Origin of the sequence: Sulfurovum indicum (assembly GCF_014931715.1) — a bacterium.
Lineage (GTDB): Bacteria > Campylobacterota > Campylobacteria > Campylobacterales > Sulfurovaceae > Sulfurovum > Sulfurovum indicum.
Window position 1 is genome coordinate 1,943,143 of the sequence record NZ_CP063164.1, and the last position, 16,492, is coordinate 1,959,634.

Annotated in this window: 17 protein-coding genes and 1 rRNA gene; 3 read left to right on the forward strand and 15 right to left on the reverse strand. The window is 43.2% G+C overall.

The genetic code is table 11. From position 1 onward, the window contains the following. Positions 1-87 precede the first annotated feature (87 nt). On the forward strand, positions 88-753 hold the full coding sequence (gene hisIE, locus IMZ28_RS09595) for a bifunctional phosphoribosyl-AMP cyclohydrolase/phosphoribosyl-ATP diphosphatase HisIE (RefSeq protein WP_197548385.1): 666 nt from the start codon (positions 88-90) through the stop codon (positions 751-753). Further along, positions 750-2,405: a beta-N-acetylhexosaminidase gene (locus tag IMZ28_RS09600; protein WP_197548386.1), complete on the forward strand. Its 1,656-nt coding sequence runs from the start codon at positions 750-752 to the stop codon at positions 2,403-2,405. The genes hisIE and IMZ28_RS09600 overlap by 4 nt, the downstream gene beginning before the upstream one ends. Here IMZ28_RS09600 and purF read toward each other — a convergent pair. The 7 genes from purF to IMZ28_RS09635 form a co-directional block, all read right to left on the reverse strand. Next, the gene (gene purF, locus IMZ28_RS09605) at positions 2,395-3,762 is read right to left on the reverse strand and encodes an amidophosphoribosyltransferase (protein ID WP_197548387.1); all 1,368 of its coding nucleotides are present in this window, start codon (positions 3,760-3,762) and stop codon (positions 2,395-2,397) included. The genes IMZ28_RS09600 and purF overlap by 11 nt on opposite strands. A gap of 151 nt (positions 3,763-3,913) precedes the next feature. Further along, positions 3,914-4,681 (reverse strand): 4-hydroxy-tetrahydrodipicolinate reductase, encoded by a 768-nt coding sequence (dapB, locus tag IMZ28_RS09610; RefSeq protein ID WP_197548388.1) that lies wholly within the window; start codon positions 4,679-4,681, stop codon positions 3,914-3,916. Between the two features lies 1 nt (position 4,682). Beyond that, positions 4,683-5,624 (reverse strand): thioredoxin-disulfide reductase, encoded by a 942-nt coding sequence (gene trxB / locus IMZ28_RS09615; protein ID WP_197548389.1) that lies wholly within the window; start codon positions 5,622-5,624, stop codon positions 4,683-4,685. A gap of 142 nt (positions 5,625-5,766) precedes the next feature. Continuing rightward, positions 5,767-6,084 carry a thioredoxin gene (gene trxA, locus IMZ28_RS09620; protein ID WP_197548390.1) on the reverse strand — a complete coding sequence of 106 codons (318 nt, stop codon included), beginning with the start codon at positions 6,082-6,084 and terminating at the stop codon, positions 5,767-5,769. Between the two features lie 388 nt (positions 6,085-6,472). Continuing rightward, positions 6,473-7,285 (reverse strand): phytanoyl-CoA dioxygenase family protein, encoded by an 813-nt coding sequence (locus IMZ28_RS09625; RefSeq protein ID WP_232087470.1) that lies wholly within the window; start codon positions 7,283-7,285, stop codon positions 6,473-6,475. Between the two features lie 13 nt (positions 7,286-7,298). Then, positions 7,299-7,640: a YraN family protein gene (locus IMZ28_RS09630; RefSeq protein WP_197548391.1), complete on the reverse strand. Its 342-nt coding sequence runs from the start codon at positions 7,638-7,640 to the stop codon at positions 7,299-7,301. Further along, positions 7,640-9,760 carry a molybdopterin oxidoreductase family protein gene (locus IMZ28_RS09635; protein WP_408646963.1) on the reverse strand — a complete coding sequence of 707 codons (2,121 nt, stop codon included), beginning with the start codon at positions 9,758-9,760 and terminating at the stop codon, positions 7,640-7,642. Before IMZ28_RS09635 ends, IMZ28_RS09630 begins: the two co-directional genes overlap by 1 nt. Before the next feature lie 137 nt (positions 9,761-9,897). Here IMZ28_RS09635 and IMZ28_RS09640 point away from each other — a divergent pair, with 137 nt between their 5' ends. Continuing rightward, complete coding sequence (locus IMZ28_RS09640; RefSeq protein WP_197548392.1) at positions 9,898-10,149, forward strand: hypothetical protein; 252 nt, start codon at positions 9,898-9,900, stop codon at positions 10,147-10,149. Between the two features lie 84 nt (positions 10,150-10,233). Here IMZ28_RS09640 and IMZ28_RS09645 read toward each other — a convergent pair whose 3' ends face one another. From IMZ28_RS09645 to rrf, 8 genes are all read right to left on the reverse strand, one after another. Continuing rightward, complete coding sequence (locus IMZ28_RS09645) at positions 10,234-10,734, reverse strand: YajQ family cyclic di-GMP-binding protein (RefSeq protein ID WP_197548393.1); 501 nt, start codon at positions 10,732-10,734, stop codon at positions 10,234-10,236. A 10-nt stretch (positions 10,735-10,744) separates the two neighbouring features. Beyond that, positions 10,745-12,007 (reverse strand): homoserine dehydrogenase, encoded by a 1,263-nt coding sequence (locus IMZ28_RS09650; protein WP_197548394.1) that lies wholly within the window; start codon positions 12,005-12,007, stop codon positions 10,745-10,747. Beyond that, complete coding sequence (locus IMZ28_RS09655) at positions 12,000-13,238, reverse strand: LL-diaminopimelate aminotransferase (protein ID WP_197548395.1); 1,239 nt, start codon at positions 13,236-13,238, stop codon at positions 12,000-12,002. Before IMZ28_RS09655 ends, IMZ28_RS09650 begins: the two co-directional genes overlap by 8 nt. Positions 13,239-13,271: 33 nt before the next feature. Then, complete coding sequence (locus IMZ28_RS09660; RefSeq protein ID WP_197548396.1) at positions 13,272-13,811, reverse strand: hypothetical protein; 540 nt, start codon at positions 13,809-13,811, stop codon at positions 13,272-13,274. Beyond that, complete coding sequence (gene rlmB / locus IMZ28_RS09665) at positions 13,798-14,484, reverse strand: 23S rRNA (guanosine(2251)-2'-O)-methyltransferase RlmB (RefSeq protein ID WP_197548397.1); 687 nt, start codon at positions 14,482-14,484, stop codon at positions 13,798-13,800. The genes IMZ28_RS09660 and rlmB overlap by 14 nt, the downstream gene beginning before the upstream one ends. A gap of 57 nt (positions 14,485-14,541) precedes the next feature. Then, positions 14,542-15,357 carry a 16S rRNA (cytidine(1402)-2'-O)-methyltransferase gene (rsmI, locus tag IMZ28_RS09670; protein ID WP_197548398.1) on the reverse strand — a complete coding sequence of 272 codons (816 nt, stop codon included), beginning with the start codon at positions 15,355-15,357 and terminating at the stop codon, positions 14,542-14,544. 55 nt (positions 15,358-15,412) lie between these two features. Then, positions 15,413-15,613: a 50S ribosomal protein L31 gene (rpmE, locus tag IMZ28_RS09675; protein ID WP_197548399.1), complete on the reverse strand. Its 201-nt coding sequence runs from the start codon at positions 15,611-15,613 to the stop codon at positions 15,413-15,415. Between the two features lie 694 nt (positions 15,614-16,307). Continuing rightward, a 5S ribosomal RNA gene (gene rrf, locus IMZ28_RS09680) occupies positions 16,308-16,423 on the reverse strand. Positions 16,424-16,492: the final 69 nt, after the last annotated feature.

The window sequence follows — 16,492 nt, forward strand, 5'->3', positions numbered from 1 at the left end:
TAGTGATAGCAGAGGGAAGATACTTGCTGTCTCCCCTTCTGTCCACTATTACGCTCCACTATCACTGGTAATTTCGGAGAAATTATCATGAACATCGACTGGAAAAAAAATCCCCTTATCCCTGCTATTGCACAAGATGCCCAGACAAACGAAGTACTCATGCTTGCCTACATGAATGAAGAAGCATATAATCTGACCCTCTCTACCGGCTATGCCCACTACTTCAGCCGTTCAAAACAGCGTATTTGGAAAAAAGGAGAGAGCTCCGGGCATACACAGGAAATCAAAGATATACTGCTTGATTGTGATGCCGATACAATTGTCCTTAAGATCAAACAAAATGGTGTTGCCTGTCATACCGGACGCAGAAGCTGTTTTTTTACCTCTGTATTACAAGAGAAGATCATCTTGGATAAAGAGGTAGATACAGACGCTATCTATGGTGTAGTGGACACACTCTACCATACCATTTTAGAGCGTAAAAATGCTCCAGCAGAAGCTAAATCATGGACAAAAAAGTTACTTGATGATAAAGAGCTCATGCTGAGCAAGATCACAGAAGAGGCTCAGGAGGTAGTAGATGCAATTGATCATGAAAGTGACGAACAGGTTATCTACGAAAGTGCCGACCTGCTCTACCACACCCTCGTAGGACTTGGGTATCGAAACATCTCTCCCGACAGAGTAAAACAGGAACTTGCCAGAAGATTTGGAATAAGCGGGATCGAAGAGAAAGAGAACAGACAAAAATGAATGCTTGGGTTTGCGGAGTAAAAAACGCAGACTCTTTTTCCACTGCTATTACACTGCTGCTTATTATACCCCTCTCTTTTACGATGCCAATGTGTGCTGCCGGACTTGTCAATATCATTCCAAAACCACAAAAGATCATTACTAAAAAAGGTACCTTTCAGCTCACTCAACACACCCGTTACTACAGCGATACACCTCTTGCTGACAATGCTCTTGACTACCTGAAGTTACATTTACAGGCAAGCAGCGGCTACAGACTGCTCTCTTCCAAAAGATCAGCACAAATCACATTTCACTATAATCCAAAGCAAAACAAAAAAAAGGAAGGCTATCAACTCTCCATTACAAAAGAGAAGATCACTGTTGAAGCACGGGACAGTGCGGGATTCTTCTATGCCACCATTACACTGATGCAACTAATGGCCCCTGAGATCTGGAGCAACCAACAAAAACGTAAACAGTGGAAGATCCCTGCCTGTATCATTGAGGATGCTCCACATTTCCGCTGGCGGGGTATAATGCTGGATACTTCAAGAAACTTTTTCTCCACAACTTATATCAAAAAGTTTATCGACCGTATGGCACAGTACAAACTCAACCGCTTTCACTGGCATCTTACCGATGATGAAGGATGGCGTATAGAGATAAAACACTATCCACTCCTTACCGGGATCGGAGCAACACGGGGACCGGGTACAAAACTCCCTTTCTCCACCTACCCTGCCATGAGGGGGCCCAAAAACCATGTACAGTCCGGATACTACACCCAACAGGAGATACGGGAGATCGTTGCCTATGCAAAAGCAAGAGCTATCGAGATCCTCCCTGAGATTGATCTCCCTTCCCATGCAAAAGCAGCTGTCACCGCCTACCCAAAACTACTTCTCGATCCACAAGACAAGAGCCAATACCACTCCGTACAGAAGATCAGCAACAATACGATCAATCCTGCCATAGAGACTACCTACCGCCTTCTTGAGACTGTCTTAAAAGAAGTAGCAACCCTCTTTCCTTTCAGTTACATTCACTTAGGTGGTGATGAAGTACCTAAAGGAGCATGGGCCCGTTCACCTGCTGTCAATAAACTTATGAACGAAAAAGGAATGCAGTCACGAAAAGAAGTAACGAACTACTTTTTTGTACGTATGGACAGTATCCTTGCCATGTGTGGTAAAAAAATGGCAATCTGGCAGGAGGCTATAGAGGGAAAACCAATGGTGAGAAAGAGTACATTGGTAATGGCATGGAAAAACACAGAAGCAGGTATTGTATCGGCGAAAAAAGGTTATGCCACAGTCATGGCACCGGTACAGTTTCTCTACTTTGACCAGCAATATATCCGAAGCAAGCAAGAACCGGGACATTCCTGGTCCTCTCCCGTATCACTCAAGAAAGTTTACAGTTTTTCTCCGCTTTCCAATACAGGAAAAGCGACTTCGTATATTCAAGGGATCAATGCCTGCCTCTGGTCCGAGACACTGCTAAATGAAGATATTGCCGACTACCTGGCCTGGCCAAGAATACTTGCCCTTTCAGAGGTAGCATGGAGTAGCAATAGAAACTGGAATGACTTTAAACATCGTGTACAAAAAGGGGCATTGCCACGCCTCAAAGCGCAGCATATCAACTATCGAAAATGTTTTAGACTGTAGTACAACCGGGGCTCTGGGCATTTCCGCCGGCAAAATAGTTCCCGTCAAAACTTACAAGTGAATAGGTACGTTCAGATCCAAGCGCATCTATCAATCCTTCAATAGAAAGAAACCCAAGCGAATCGGCACCGATCTTTTGGGCGATCTGCTCAACAGTAAAGTTCGCAGAGATCAGCTCCGATTTTGTTGGTGTATCAATCCCGTAACGGCATGGGTATTTGATCTCAGGTGCAGCGATACGCATGTGCACCTCTTTCGCACCTGCTTCTTTGAGCATACGTACGATCTGTTTGGATGTCGTACCTCTTACAAGCGAATCATCGATGATAGCCACACGCTTGCCTTTAATGAGATGTTTGATCGGAGAGAGTTTCAACTTGACCTTCAGATCACGGATCTCCTGTGTCGGTTCAATGAAGGTGCGGCCCACATAGTGGTTACGCACAATCCCCATCTCGAACGGCACACCAAGCCCTTCGGCATAGCCTCTTGCTGCTGCCACACCGCTGTCGGGTACCGGCAGGACCAGATCTACCTCCGCAGGTGTCTCCTCTGCAAGCTTGCGCCCCATCTGCAGACGGGTCTGGTAGACGTTCTTTCCATCAATGATACTGTCAGGTCTGGCAAAATAGATGTACTCGAAGGCACACGGATGGTAATCCGGCTCGAAGACCTGCTCTGAAACAGGCTCTTTACCTTCTTCAAAAGTCAGCATTTCACCCGGATTCACATCACGTACGAACTCCGCACCGACAAGATCGAACGCACAGGTCTCGCTTGCTACGATCCAGCCGCCATCAGACAGTTTACCAAGGCTTAATGGTCTAATGCCGTAACGGTCACGGATCACAAACATTTTTGAACGGCTCTGAATTGCCAGACAGTAGGCACCCTCTATCTTAGTCAGCATATCCTTGATACGGTCGACCAGCGCATCTTTCTGCGACTTCGCGATAAGATGAATAATATTTTCCGTATCCATATCGGTCTGGAAGATCGCCCCTTTGGCGATCAGTTCCTCTCTAACCTCATTCTTATTCACAAGATTCCCGTTATGCACAACCGAGATCTCCCCTAGTTTGTACTTGGCAAACACAGGCTGAGCATCCCCCTGCGACTCACTTCCGGCAGTAGAATAGCGGTTATGCCCTACGGCACATGTTCCTTCCATGCTGTCAAGTGTTGTCTGAGAGAAAACATCGGCAACCATTCCTCTTTTTTTATAGAGCCTGATCTTCTCTCCGTTCGCTACAGAGATTCCCGTCGCCTCCTGTCCGCGATGCTGCATGGAAAAGAGAGAATAGTACGCGACTGTTGAAGCTTTTTTTGCACCAAATACACCGACAATAGCACACATCAGATGCCTCCTTTGAAGGTGAGTGAGGAGAGAGAGGTAAGGAGCGAGGAACTTTGGCAGGCATCACTTTGCGATACCTCCATCCTAGTCAAAGCAATACAGTGGCCTTGCTTGCCGACATTCTTAATTCTTAATGCTTCATTCTTCATTCTCATATCCCCAGGCAGTCATTGATAGTGTAGAAACCTGCCGGCTGCTCTACCAGCCACTTTGCTGCTCTGATAGCACCTTTAGAGAAGGTTTCACGGCTGGTTGCCGTATGATTAAGCTCAAGAAATTCTCCGTCATTATAGAAACCTACTGTATGACGACCGACAATGTCTCCGCCACGCAGTGCCAGCACAGCGATCTCATCTTTGCTTCTTGCTCCAATCTGTCCGTCGCGTCCTGAAACACGCACTTTGTCCAGATCAAGTCCACGCCCTTTTGCAGCAAATTCACCTAATGTCAATGCTGTCCCGCTCGGCGCATCAACCTTGAATCGGTGATGCTGTTCAACGATCTCTATATCAAAATCTTTCAGTGTTGCTGAAACCTGTTCAACCAACTGCTTAAGCAGAGCGATCCCCGCTGACATATTTGAAGAATAAAGCAGAGGCATCTCTTTAGCCGCTTCAGTTAAAAGATTTTGCTGATGCTCGGTAAATCCTGTCGTTGCAATCACCAATGGGGTTGGATTCTTAAATGCTGCTTCACACAGCTCTTGTGTTGCAACAGGTGCAGAGAAGTCTATCACTACTTCACACGCTTCAAGCAACGCATCCATACTATTGGTGATAAGCACATCGTTAGGCACATCCGTCTTCAGCTCATCAAACACATGCAAGCCTGCCAAACTTAGAGCCTCGTCTTCCAAAATATTTTTAATGAGGTGTTCCCCCATTCTTCCTGTACTTCCTACAATACCGATCTTTACCATTTTACGCTTGCTCCTGAATATATGAAATTACCTGTAGTGCTGCTGTTGCACCATCACCTGCTGCACATACGACCTGTTTTGGTGCCTCAATACGCATATCACCTGCTGCATAGAGTCCTTCAACGGAAGTTCTCATGCTCAAGTCTACGATCACCTGTCCCCATTCATTCATCTTACAAATGAATTCACCATTCTCGTCTTTCAATACACTGTTGTTCACATTGTGTCCAACAAACACAAAGAGTCCCGGTGTTTCCAATATTTGCATCTCACCACTCTTCACATTCTTCACCCTGACCGATGTAACACCCATTGCATCTCCAAGTACTTCATCAACCACCGAATCAAGCACGAGATGAATATTCTCTTTACGCATTACTCTGTCAACAGTAGAAGGCGCTGCCCTGAAAGTGTCACGTCTATGTACAATATAGACATCTGAAGCAATATTGGAGAGGTAATACGCCTCTTCAAGTGCGGTATCTCCTCCTCCAAGCACAGTGACCGGTTTATTCTTGTAGAAAAAACCGTCACAGGTAGCACAGGTACTGACCCCTCGACCGAAGAACTCATCTTCACCTTTGAACCCGGCACGCTTTGGCGTACTCCCTGTACATACAATGGCTGTCTTGGCCTCGACAGTTTCACCGCTTTCAAGTGTAATAGTAAAATGCTCCCCGGTTTTAGCAACACGCTCAACCTTTTTCATCTCATGTTTCAGACCAAAATGAAAACACTGCTCCTGCCAGGTATTCATGAAATCCATACCTGTTTTATCATGTTCAAAAAAACCTGGATAGTTCTCTATCTCCGAACTCTGGGTAATCTGACCACCGGGCATCCCCATCTCAAAGAGGGTAACACTCTTCAATCCGCCGCGCGTCGCATAGAGTCCTGCGGTAAGCCCTGCAGGTCCGCCACCAATAATTGCACAATCCAACATCTTGTTCCTTCATTAAAGATTTAAACAAATACATATCATTATACTATGAAAATACTTGGTTAAAATTTTACGGGATTATATCTAATTGTAGGTGTAAAAGTGGTGTAGTAAAGGGGTAGAGTTCCCCTTTAAACGCATAAAATTATACGAGTGCGTTAAGTTTTTCTGCAAATGCATCTTTAGAAGCTGCACCTACCATTTGGTCGACCACTTCACCGTTCTTGAAGAAAAGGATTGCCGGGATAGATCTGATTCCGTATTTTACAGCAAGTTCCTGCTGTTCATCAGTATTCACTTTAGCAATTGTTGCTTTTCCGTCAAAATCTTCAGCCAACTCCTCAACTACAGGAGCGATCATTCTACAAGGTCCGCACCATGGAGCCCAGAAATCTACCATTGTAACACCTTCAGCCACAGTTGCATCAAAGTTTTCTGATGTCAATTCTACATATTTTGCCATATTTAATCCTTTTTTGTTTGTAAGTTTGAAAATTATATCCAAATTTCATTAATGGGTTATAGCTTATATTTATTATTTTGTCAACTATTTTTAAAAATATACTGAAAGATACACTTTTGGGCACCTCTAATAACCCCATACGCCCATAATGGGTTTTGCAGGTGTGAGATTTTGCAAGAGGCTTTCAAGTCCTAGCCAAAGCTAAGACGATGGAAGCCTCTTGTGAAAGATCGCGTCTGCAAAGCCCACCCTTTGGGCAATGCCGGCTTTGCCCTATGCGGCGTTACACTTTTTCGACTTAGCTACGGCTAGGTCTGTAAAGTGTGCCTTGCCTAGAACAAAGCCGGCAATGTTATGAGCATATGGGGTTATTAGAGGTGCCCTTTTATTACAGAGAGTTGATGTAAAGCGGTACTTCTTCATATGCTGTAGAGCGTGTACCCTCTATGGCTTTATTGCTACACCCCTTCACAGTATAGACAAAGGAGATTTTAGGCTTGTCAGTTGAGTTCTTATTGGCCCTGTGAAGCAGTTTACAGTGGAACAGTACAACATCCCCTTTTTGTAGCGGATGGCTTACCTTTTTGGCAAGAATCTCCTGGTTTTCCGGCAATGTATCGGAGAAGTATTCCTTCTCATCAAACTGAGAAGGCTCCAGTCGCATCCTGTGACTACCCGGAATGAACTCCAGCACCCCATTTGCATCATGCTCTTCATCCAATGCAAGCCAAATACTGACAAGATTATCATTTTCAAAGTTCCAGTAACGAAAGTCCTGATGCCATCTGGTCTCAGTAGAAGTGTGCGGCATCTTGGTCATAATGGAGTTGTGATGTGCAATGGTAATTGTAGGATATTCTCCCAATACCTGAGTCAGAATCGGACGTATCTTCTTATTCTCCATCCATTGCTTAAAAACAATGTCACGGTGATAGACTTGCCTAAGCCGGCGTATAGTCACCTGCCCTTCAAACAGATGTCCTTTCCCGTCAGAGATCAGCTTACGCTCCTCTTTTGTCTTACCGACATACTCCATTTCTGTCTCAATAGGTGGTACTTTATGCTTAAGATGTGCCTTAGCAATATCTTTAATGGTATCGCACAATGCGATATCTGCAAATTTCGGCAGAAGCAAAAAACCATCTTCTTTAAATCGGGTCAACTGTTCTTCAGTGAGTATCATAAAGCTGTCTTTATTCATGGATTAGAAGGGATTATAGCGTAACATTCTCAATAAATTCAACTTCATCTCCGCGAATAATAAGCGCATCGATAGAAAAAGGGAGATCAATATGTTTGCTTTTCATATAGTAGTGTGCAGAGTTTATCACTTTTCGAAGTTTTGCCGGAGTGACATTATAGACCGGATCAAAATCGGCTTTTCCCGACTTTACTTCTATGAAATGGAGGGTATCTTTTTTCTGCGCAATAATATCGATCTCTCCAAGCTTTCTGGCAAAGTAATTACGCTCGATAATGATATAGCCTTCCTGCTCCAGAAACAGCGTAGCAAGAGCTTCACCTTCATCACCAAAAAGCCTGGGGAGTTCTCTCATTAGCTGCACGCCACCTCATCCCCTACAGGGATCACATCTACCTTGACTGATTTGAATCTTGCTGTCATGATCAGCTCGTCACACTCATCACCAAAAAGGGCATTGATACGGCTCTTGGCATGATGGAAAGTACAGAAGAGCGTACGAGGTTTCACTCTATCAGTATAACGGACAGTCAATGCTTCACTTTCTCCGTACTGACTTTTGAGAATCACACGGTCTCCCAGTTTACCTTCATCCTCGATAGGTGCGAGGAGTATATCTTCGTCATATTTAGTATCAAGCTTACTGCTTCGTTTGGTCTGTGCAGCATTGTTGTAGTGTGCCAAAGTACGTCCTGTAGTGAGATAATATCCCTCTAACGAGTTTTCATAAAACTTCTTCTCAATGATCTCTTTTATCATTCCCCTTAAATCATACTGCTTGTAGACATATTTTCCAAGTCCGTCATCCGTACGGAAATCAAGCAGATGCAATACCGGAGTATCATCATCATGGATAGGCCACTGCATCCCGCGCTTTCTATGGCGCGCCAAACGGTAGTACTCTGCTCCACTGAAACGCTTCGGTGCTTTTTGGCGCACCTCATTCCAGACATCCTCACTACTTTCAAAACAGAAATTCTCTCCGTCTCCCATCTCTTTGGCAATCATCGTCAGCACTTCCCAGTCATCAGGAAGGTCTGACTTTACCAGCGGCTGAGAGAGATGCAGACGCCGCATCGCGTTGACATAGACACCCGTCTTCTCATAGGCGGAACGCACGCCTATGACCATATCAGCTTTCTTCGCCGTTTCTACCATAAAGAGATCCTGTACCATTAGAAATTCCAGTTTCTCGAGTGCCTTGTCGCTCTTATTAATATTGGGGTGAATATGGCTGATATCCTCTCCCATATTGAGCAGTGCCTTAATCTTGCCTTCAAGCATCGCATCAATCAGCTGCGGAGTCATCAACCCCACCTCTTTTGGCTCAGCATAATCAGGATCATAATATGGCAGACACCCCATATCACAAGCACCCTGTACATTATTCTGTCCACGCAGCGGCATCAGTCCCGCACCAGTCTTTCCAATGTTTCCTGTCAGCAGTGCCAGGTGGGTAATCGCCATCACGGCATAAGAGCCGTCCAGATGCTCGGTAATTCCAAGCCCCCAGAAGATCATCGATTTCTTGACTGCATACTCTCTGGCAATATTTGGAATCATCTTGGCTAAATACTCATACCCCTCTATCTGTTCAAAGAATTTCGGGTTGGCATACGGGTCATTGAGTATTTGTTCCCTGTATTCCTCAAATCCTTTAGTGCGATTATCAATGAAATCCTTATTGTAAAGCTCTTCATCGATGATCACATACGCCATCATATTGAGTATCAGCAGGTTGGCTTCGTGAGGAATGACACAGTTGTACTTGGCAAGCTTAGCCATTTTGGTTTCACGCACATCGATAACAGCAAGATTATTGAGCTTCTTCGCCTGCGCAACCATACGATTGGCAATAATCGGGTGCGCTTCCATCGTATTGGAACCAATAACCACCATAAACTCGGTGTCGTAAATGTCGTTGTAGGGATTGGTAGCCGCTCCTTCACCAATAGTGGCTCGCATACCTTTAAGACTAGGTGCATGGCAGACACGGCCACAGTTGTCTACATGGGGAGACCCCATCGTTTCACGGGTGAACTTCTGGAAAGCATAAGCACTCTCACAATTGGTACGTGCACCACCTACAGCACAAAAACTCCATCCACCGTAGGTCTCTTTGATCTCTGTCAGCTTCATCGCTGCGATCTTGACTGCTGTTTGAAGATCACACGTCATATAGTCATGGTCAAATTCTACAAGTGCATCTCCATACTTCTCAATAATCTGCGGGTTTTTCTCCAGAAAGCTTTTTTTAATACGAGGTTCTCTGATACGGTCTTTAGCCTCTACGAAATCATACCCGTACTTTCCCTTAATACAAAGCTTCCCTTCCGAGACAACTCCATCTTTTTGCGCATAGATCTTGACAATCTCATTATCTTCGACCACACCTGTAATGTCACACCCTACACCACAATAAGTACAGACACTCTCTATCTCTTGACGCTCTTGCTCATCGATCATTTTTGTCATCATCTTGCCTTTTTAAAACGATTATTTCTCATACTTGAGGTAATTAAGAGTAAATTTATCTTATTTCGACTTAAACTAAAGTGTTTTTAAGCACTGCTGGTTATTATCTAACAAAATTATAACAAAAAGGATGTAATATGTTTACAATCAATGTTACAAAAGAGTGTGGGTGTTTCAAAAAGAGTGCCTATGAGAACAACAAAACTTTCGATAACAAAGATGACGCACTGCTTCAGGCAAAACTGATGGAGAGTCATATGAACCAGAAATTCTGTCAGAAACACCTTTTCTGGGTTGAAGAAGATGGCAATACCTTCAGGATCAATGTTGAAGAAAAACCAAAAGAAGAGAGTGCTGGCGGATGCTGCGGTGGAGGACACTGCTCATAAGCACACCTACAGTTGGGTAATCCTTGTGGTTACCCTTATGATTTTTGCTATAGTGGCAACCACAAGGGATTGCCCCTACAGAAACTATTTAAAGTTCCCAAATGTCAACGGTGCTTTCAGATCCTCCATCTGCTTCACCAGAGCAATCACTGCCTGCAGATCATCAATCTTCTTCCCACTGACACGTATCTCATCTCCCTGAATGGCAGGAGTAACCTTCAACTTCGCATCCTTGATCGCCTTAACGATCTTTTTGGCCTCATCTTTTTCGATACTGTCAACGATACGGTAGACTACCTTCACATTTCCACCACTGATCCCTTCTGTTTTAACTTCATCCAGAGACTTTGGAGAGAGCCCACGTTTAATCATTTTACCAATCACAATATCTTTTAGGGCATCGATTTTGCTATCACTGGAACTTGAAAGATTCAATACTTTTGCTTTCTCGTTCAAGTCGATATCAACCATGATTCCCTTAAAATCAAAACGGGTACTCACCTCTTTTTTCGCCTGTTCAATAGCGTTTTTCATCTCCATCATATCAAGCTTCGCACTAATATCAAAATAATGATCCTTGGCCATAAGAGACTCCTTATTTTTCGATTCTAATCATTGCAATTCGACCATACACCACATCTAGTGCTTCAAGCGCTTTGATCGCTTCCTGCATCTTAACTTCCGGACAATGGTGCGTCGTAAAGAGAAGCTTGGCGATATCTTCATCACTGGTTGGTTTCTGAAGCATTGCTTCAATAGAGATACCGTATTTTTCCAGTGTAGAAGTGATCGCTGCCAGGACACCGCTTCGATCATCCACTTCAAGTCTGAGATAATACTGGGTCACGATCTGTTCTTTTGGAAGCAGTTTCAATCCACTCTCAAGCCCTTTCTTGTAGCCAAGCATCGGCCCGTGGTTACCACGGACGATGTCTACAATATCTGCAATCACCGCTGATGCTGTCGCATCACCACCTGCTCCTGGACCATAGTACATCGTTTCACCTACACGATCCCCCACCACAGTCACTGCATTCATCACACCATCTACCTTGGCGATCATACTATCTTGAGGAATCATTGTTGCATGGACACGCAGTTCCACACCTTCACCGACTTTCTTGGCAATTCCAAGCAGTTTGATCTCATACCCGAACTCCTTGGCAAACGCCACATCTGTCTGTGTAATATTCTCGATCCCTTCGATGAGAATATCTTCAGGCTTTGCATCGATGCCATAGGCAATGGAAGCAAGTATCAACAGCTTGTGTGATGCATCAAAACCACCTACATCAAAAGTAGGATCTGCTTCTGCATACCCAAGTTCCTGAGCCTCTTTGAGTATCTCATCATACTGGGCACCCTCCTTGATCATCTTGGTTAGCATATAGTTACATGTACCATTCATGATCCCCTGTATGGAATCAATATGATTTGCACTCAATCCGTTACGCAATGCACCAATGATAGGAATACCTCCTGCCGTACTTGCTTCATACATAAGCGGGATATCTCCGGCAATTTCCTGAAGTTCATAGCGATGATAGGCAAGTAATGCTTTATTCGCTGTTACTACTGCTTTACCGTTTTTAAGTGCCTGTTTCACAAGGCGATAAGGCTCTTCCACTCCACCCATCAGCTCGACAACAATATCAATTTCAGGATCATCCACAACACTCAGTGGATCATCACTTAAACGAATGGAAGTATCACGCTTTTTGGCAAGATTTCTGACCACACCGGACTTGACAACGATCTTTTTGCCTGCACGTGCTTCTATAATATCTGCGTTGGCTTCCAATATTTTGGCAACACTCTCACCAACTGTACCGACACCCAATATCCCTATCTTAATCATTCTTTTGTTCCTCTTCAAGGGTTTTTAAAAAACGTTTGATGTTACGTGCCGCCTGACGAATACGCTTTTCATTCTCAATCAATGCGATACGCACATATTTATCTCCATGGATTCCAAAACCGATTCCCGGACTTACAGCCACATCCGCTTCCTGAAGCAGACGTTTGGAAAACTCCATTGATCCCATTCCTGTATCAAGTGCAATTTGCGGCAGTTTCGCCCAGATAAACATACTTGCATTGGGTTTATGCAGTTTCCATCCGACTTTTCCAAATGCCTCTATCATGACATCCCTACGTTTTTGATACCGTGGGATGATCTCCTGATCAGGTACATAACCATGTTCATCCAGTGCTACAGTTGCTGCAACCTGAATTGGTGTGAACATTCCATAATCAAGCCATGATTTGATACTTTGAAGTGCCCCGATAAGCTTTTTATTCCCCACGATAAAACCAACTCTCCATCCTGCCATATTGTAGGATTTTGATAAGGTATAGGACTCTACTGCCACATCCTTGGCTCCTTTAACCTGCATGATCGACGGGGTTTTATATCCATCAAATGTAATGTCTGCATAGGCAATATCAGAGATAATATAAAAGCGCTTCTCTTTTGCCAATGCAACCAGGCGTTCGTAAAACTCCGGTGTTACCGTTGCTGTACTTGGGTTGTGGGGAAAATTAACCACTAGAAATTTTGGCTTGGGAATAGAGTTCTCCAATGCCTCCTGCACATCGGCAAGGAACTTCTCCTCATCCACTTCAAACGTCTCTTCATTGAAAGTTACTTCCATCTTTTCCACATTAGCACCTGCCAAAATGAATGCCTGTGAATGAATAGGATAAGTTGGATCCGGTACAATGGCCACATCACCTGAATTGGTGATCGCCTGTACAAGATGCACATACCCTTCCTTACTTCCCATCGTTGCAACTACCTCTGTATCAGGATCAAGGTCTGCATTATATTTTCTTTTATACCAGTTACTCATAGCAAGACGTAACTTGTAGATCCCCTTACTTGCACTGTATCCATGTGTTTTTGGCTTACGTGCCGTCTCACACAACTTGTCTATGATCGGTTTTGGTGTGGCAGCATCAGGATTTCCCATAGAAAAGTCAATGATGTCTGCACCATCGCGACGCATTTTCATCTTAATATCATTGATCTCTGCAAATATATATTTTGGTAAACGGTTTATCTTCTCAAACTGAATTTCGTCAAACATACTTTCTCTCTTCTACTCTAAATTATTCAATTACTAGTTTTCTGTATCATTAGTCTCTACAACCAAAGGTAACTTCTCAACCACAATATTCTGATTCTCTGCCTTATTCTCTTCTGTAACTTCAGAAATGGCATGCTCTATACTGAGCTCTGGATTATTATCCACCTCGTCTTTGATACTGTTTGTTATCTTCTCTTCGTTAAAGGGCAGGAGTCCACGCAATTTTTCCTGATCAAACTGTGTTATGAAATACCAGGATGCTGCCCCTAACAGCACAAGTACAGTGAAAATGAAAAGCTTCGACTTGCCTTTTCTGCGTTCAACCACTGGAGCATCAAGTACAACACCATTATATTCCTGATGTGATATGTAATACTCAGAAGCCTGTTTTTTCAAACCTGAGAGATCTGCATTATACTCACGTTCAATGATCGAAATAAATCCTAATGCTTTGACTTTTTTTAATGCATCGAACTCTCCGTCAAAAAGTGCTTCAAGGTTCTCTTCGGATATATTGGTTTTTTTACTAATTGACTTTATACTGTTCTCTTCTAGTATCTCATTTAACTGCATACCCCATCCTGTGTATTAAAATCGCTGCTGCTGCACTGACATTCAATGAATCAAATGCATGCTTCATCTCTATTGAGACCAATTCATCAAGTTTTGCTCTTGCTTTTTTGGAGATCCCTTTACCCTCACTCCCCATTACAAGTACACGTTTTGATGCAAAGGTCATCTCCTGTACAGGCATACCTTCCATCGCTGCACCATAGGAGACAAACCCTACCTGTCCCAACTCATTGAGCAGATCAAGAATATTTTGCGAAATAAGAAACGGCATGTCAAGCAGTGCTCCCGAACTGCTGCGTACAATTGCAGAAAGGTTCAACTGTCTTACACCCGTAGCTACAACAGCTTCTGCCCCAAGAGCATAGGCACTACGTACTATCGCACCGATATTCCCTACATCTGTCAAACCATCCAGAACGACAATAAAATCACTCTTCTTGATCTGTTGAAGGCTGCTTTGTTCCAACTCTGAAACTTCAAGCAGGATCCCCTGATGGTTCCCGCCTTTGCTCATCGACTGTGCCCACTTCTCTTCAAGAAACTTAATCTTGTCGTGATATTGATGGAACAAACGCTGAGGGAGTATCCCCTTTTTAGCTATATAGACAGTCTGAATTGAGTCCGGATGTCGTTCCAAGGCGTAGAGACACACCTGTTTTCCATAAATTATCATAAGAGATTTTATCCAATTTTTACTTCATATTTAGGTGTTGGCGTATTATCCCTATTTTTAATTTTTATCAATTAAAAAATCATACCACTCTTTTACACCCTTGTCACTCAAACGGGCAAGTAGCTTTGCCTTTACTTTTGGAGGTATCTCCATACCCATAACTTCAGAAAAAGAGAGACTTTTCTCTCCATTCTTTTGTGCGCGGATAACCACAACCCACTCTCCCCTGATAGTCATATCATTCAACTGAGACAAAAGTAGTTGCGCGCTGCCCCTGTAGTAGCGCTGATAACGCTTACTAATCTCTTTGGAGAGAAAGAGTTCTCTGTTTTTATCGATCTGGACTATCTCTTCCAAAAGTTTTTCAAGACGGTGTGGAGCTTCATAAAGGACAGTATTGTATCCATTACCCATTGCCTCCTGCAATGCTGCAGCCCGCTCCTTGCCCTTATGGGGCAAAAAGGCATAAAAGAGAAATTTTCCGTCTTCAAAACCGGAGGCCGCATATGCCGTTGTTACAGCTGATGCCCCTGGAAGAACATCATAATCTATGGAATTCTCCTGACAATAGGCAACCAGTATCTGTCCGGGATCGGAAATGACCGGCATGCCTGCATCACTGACATATATGACTTCTTTTTCAGAAAGAAGAGTTCCATACTCTTTTAATCTCTCTTGGCCATTATGCTCATTAAAAGAGATAAACTCAGCATTAGGATAATTCATATCAAAACGCTCTTCAAGGAGTTTCAAAAGATGTTTTGTATGACGTGTGTCTTCACAAAAAAAGAGTTCAGCCTTTTCAAAAAGCTTTATTGCTCGTATTGTAATATCTTGAGGATTCCCAATTGGGGTAGGTATAAAGGTAAGCATAATTGCCTAAAAATAAAAAGAGTATTTCCAGAGCGGATTGCTCCGGAAAGAGGTGTTAGCTAAGTTTATATTTATTCTTAAACTTCTCTACTCTACCAGCAGCATCAACGATCTTCTCAGAACCTGTGAAGAACGGGTGACACTCGTTACAGATATCAATAGACATCTCAGGTTTGTTTGATTTTACTTCAAACTCGTTTCCACAAGCACACTTTACTTTACATTCCATATATTCAGGGTGAATACCTTTTCTCATTTTGAGACCTTTTTATAGTTATTTTGTGACAGGCAACTAACCTGTTCCAACCCAAAATGACTTTATGGGTTCTTCCATATCTTACGATAGGGTTGTTGCAACAGTCTTTGCTGAGACAACTTTTAGGGCAGTATTATACCCAAATATTTTTAAGTTTTTTTGAAATCACAACATAGCCATAACTACCCTAAAGAAAAAAAAGGTGAAGGGGAGAGAAAAAGAGGCACAATGGCTGAAAGGCAGCCTGAAAGGGAAAACAAGAGAGGGAAAAACAAGGAAGTTTACAAATTGGACAAGGAGTAAAACAAAAATCTCTTGAAAGGTATCGGCTGCCTTTTCTAATAACATTATAAACTATAGGTGTTAATAGAGCATTAACTGACGGATAATAGAATATTTCATCATTAGAAGAGAGAGTAGGTTTGGTCGTAAAAGATCTAATCGAGATATGTATAAAAAAGAACTTGAAATAAAAAATGGATGGCACGTACGTGCCAAGCGTTCAGCGTGTAGCGCTAAGCGTTAAGAAGAACATTAATTTCATGCTCTTTCTCTTTCTGAACGCTACGTGCTTAACGCTGAGCGCTCTTCTACATAGTTTATTGGCAGACAGAAGTATAGCTTTGAAATAAAAAGTAACAGTGATAAAAAGTGATTGATTATTGTTAAAGTAGAAGTAGTAAGTAAAAACTCAAAGTGGCAGCGACCTACATTCCCACCAGCGTAGCCGGCAGTATTATCGGCGATGGGAGGCTTGACTTCCAGGTTCGGAATGGAGCTGGGTATGACCCTCCCTCTAACCCCACCACTAAGAGAAGTAAGAACACCTTGATGTGCTTAATTCTCTTTGCTTTGAAGCTTTGAGATACTTAGTATTGT

Excerpts from the sequence above, each read along its gene's own strand:
- hisIE (WP_197548385.1), top strand. The coding sequence starts at position 88 with ATGAACATCGACTGGAAAAAAAATCCCCTTATCCCTGCTATTGCACAA.
- IMZ28_RS09600 (WP_197548386.1), top strand. The coding sequence starts at position 750 with ATGAATGCTTGGGTTTGCGGAGTAAAAAACGCAGACTCTTTTTCCACT.
- purF (WP_197548387.1), bottom strand. The coding sequence starts at position 3,762 with ATGTGTGCTATTGTCGGTGTATTTGGTGCAAAAAAAGCTTCAACAGTC.
- dapB (WP_197548388.1), bottom strand. The coding sequence starts at position 4,681 with ATGGTAAAGATCGGTATTGTAGGAAGTACAGGAAGAATGGGGGAACAC.
- trxB (WP_197548389.1), bottom strand. The coding sequence starts at position 5,624 with ATGTTGGATTGTGCAATTATTGGTGGCGGACCTGCAGGGCTTACCGCA.
- trxA (WP_197548390.1), bottom strand. The coding sequence starts at position 6,084 with ATGGCAAAATATGTAGAATTGACATCAGAAAACTTTGATGCAACTGTG.
- IMZ28_RS09625 (WP_232087470.1), bottom strand. The coding sequence starts at position 7,285 with ATGAATAAAGACAGCTTTATGATACTCACTGAAGAACAGTTGACCCGA.
- IMZ28_RS09630 (WP_197548391.1), bottom strand. The coding sequence starts at position 7,640 with ATGAGAGAACTCCCCAGGCTTTTTGGTGATGAAGGTGAAGCTCTTGCT.
- IMZ28_RS09635 (WP_408646963.1), bottom strand. The coding sequence starts at position 9,760 with ATGACAAAAATGATCGATGAGCAAGAGCGTCAAGAGATAGAGAGTGTC.
- IMZ28_RS09640 (WP_197548392.1), top strand. The coding sequence starts at position 9,898 with ATGTTTACAATCAATGTTACAAAAGAGTGTGGGTGTTTCAAAAAGAGT.
- IMZ28_RS09645 (WP_197548393.1), bottom strand. The coding sequence starts at position 10,734 with ATGGCCAAGGATCATTATTTTGATATTAGTGCGAAGCTTGATATGATG.
- IMZ28_RS09650 (WP_197548394.1), bottom strand. The coding sequence starts at position 12,007 with ATGATTAAGATAGGGATATTGGGTGTCGGTACAGTTGGTGAGAGTGTT.
- IMZ28_RS09655 (WP_197548395.1), bottom strand. The coding sequence starts at position 13,238 with ATGTTTGACGAAATTCAGTTTGAGAAGATAAACCGTTTACCAAAATAT.
- IMZ28_RS09660 (WP_197548396.1), bottom strand. The coding sequence starts at position 13,811 with ATGCAGTTAAATGAGATACTAGAAGAGAACAGTATAAAGTCAATTAGT.
- rlmB (WP_197548397.1), bottom strand. The coding sequence starts at position 14,484 with ATGATAATTTATGGAAAACAGGTGTGTCTCTACGCCTTGGAACGACAT.
- rsmI (WP_197548398.1), bottom strand. The coding sequence starts at position 15,357 with ATGCTTACCTTTATACCTACCCCAATTGGGAATCCTCAAGATATTACA.
- rpmE (WP_197548399.1), bottom strand. The coding sequence starts at position 15,613 with ATGAGAAAAGGTATTCACCCTGAATATATGGAATGTAAAGTAAAGTGT.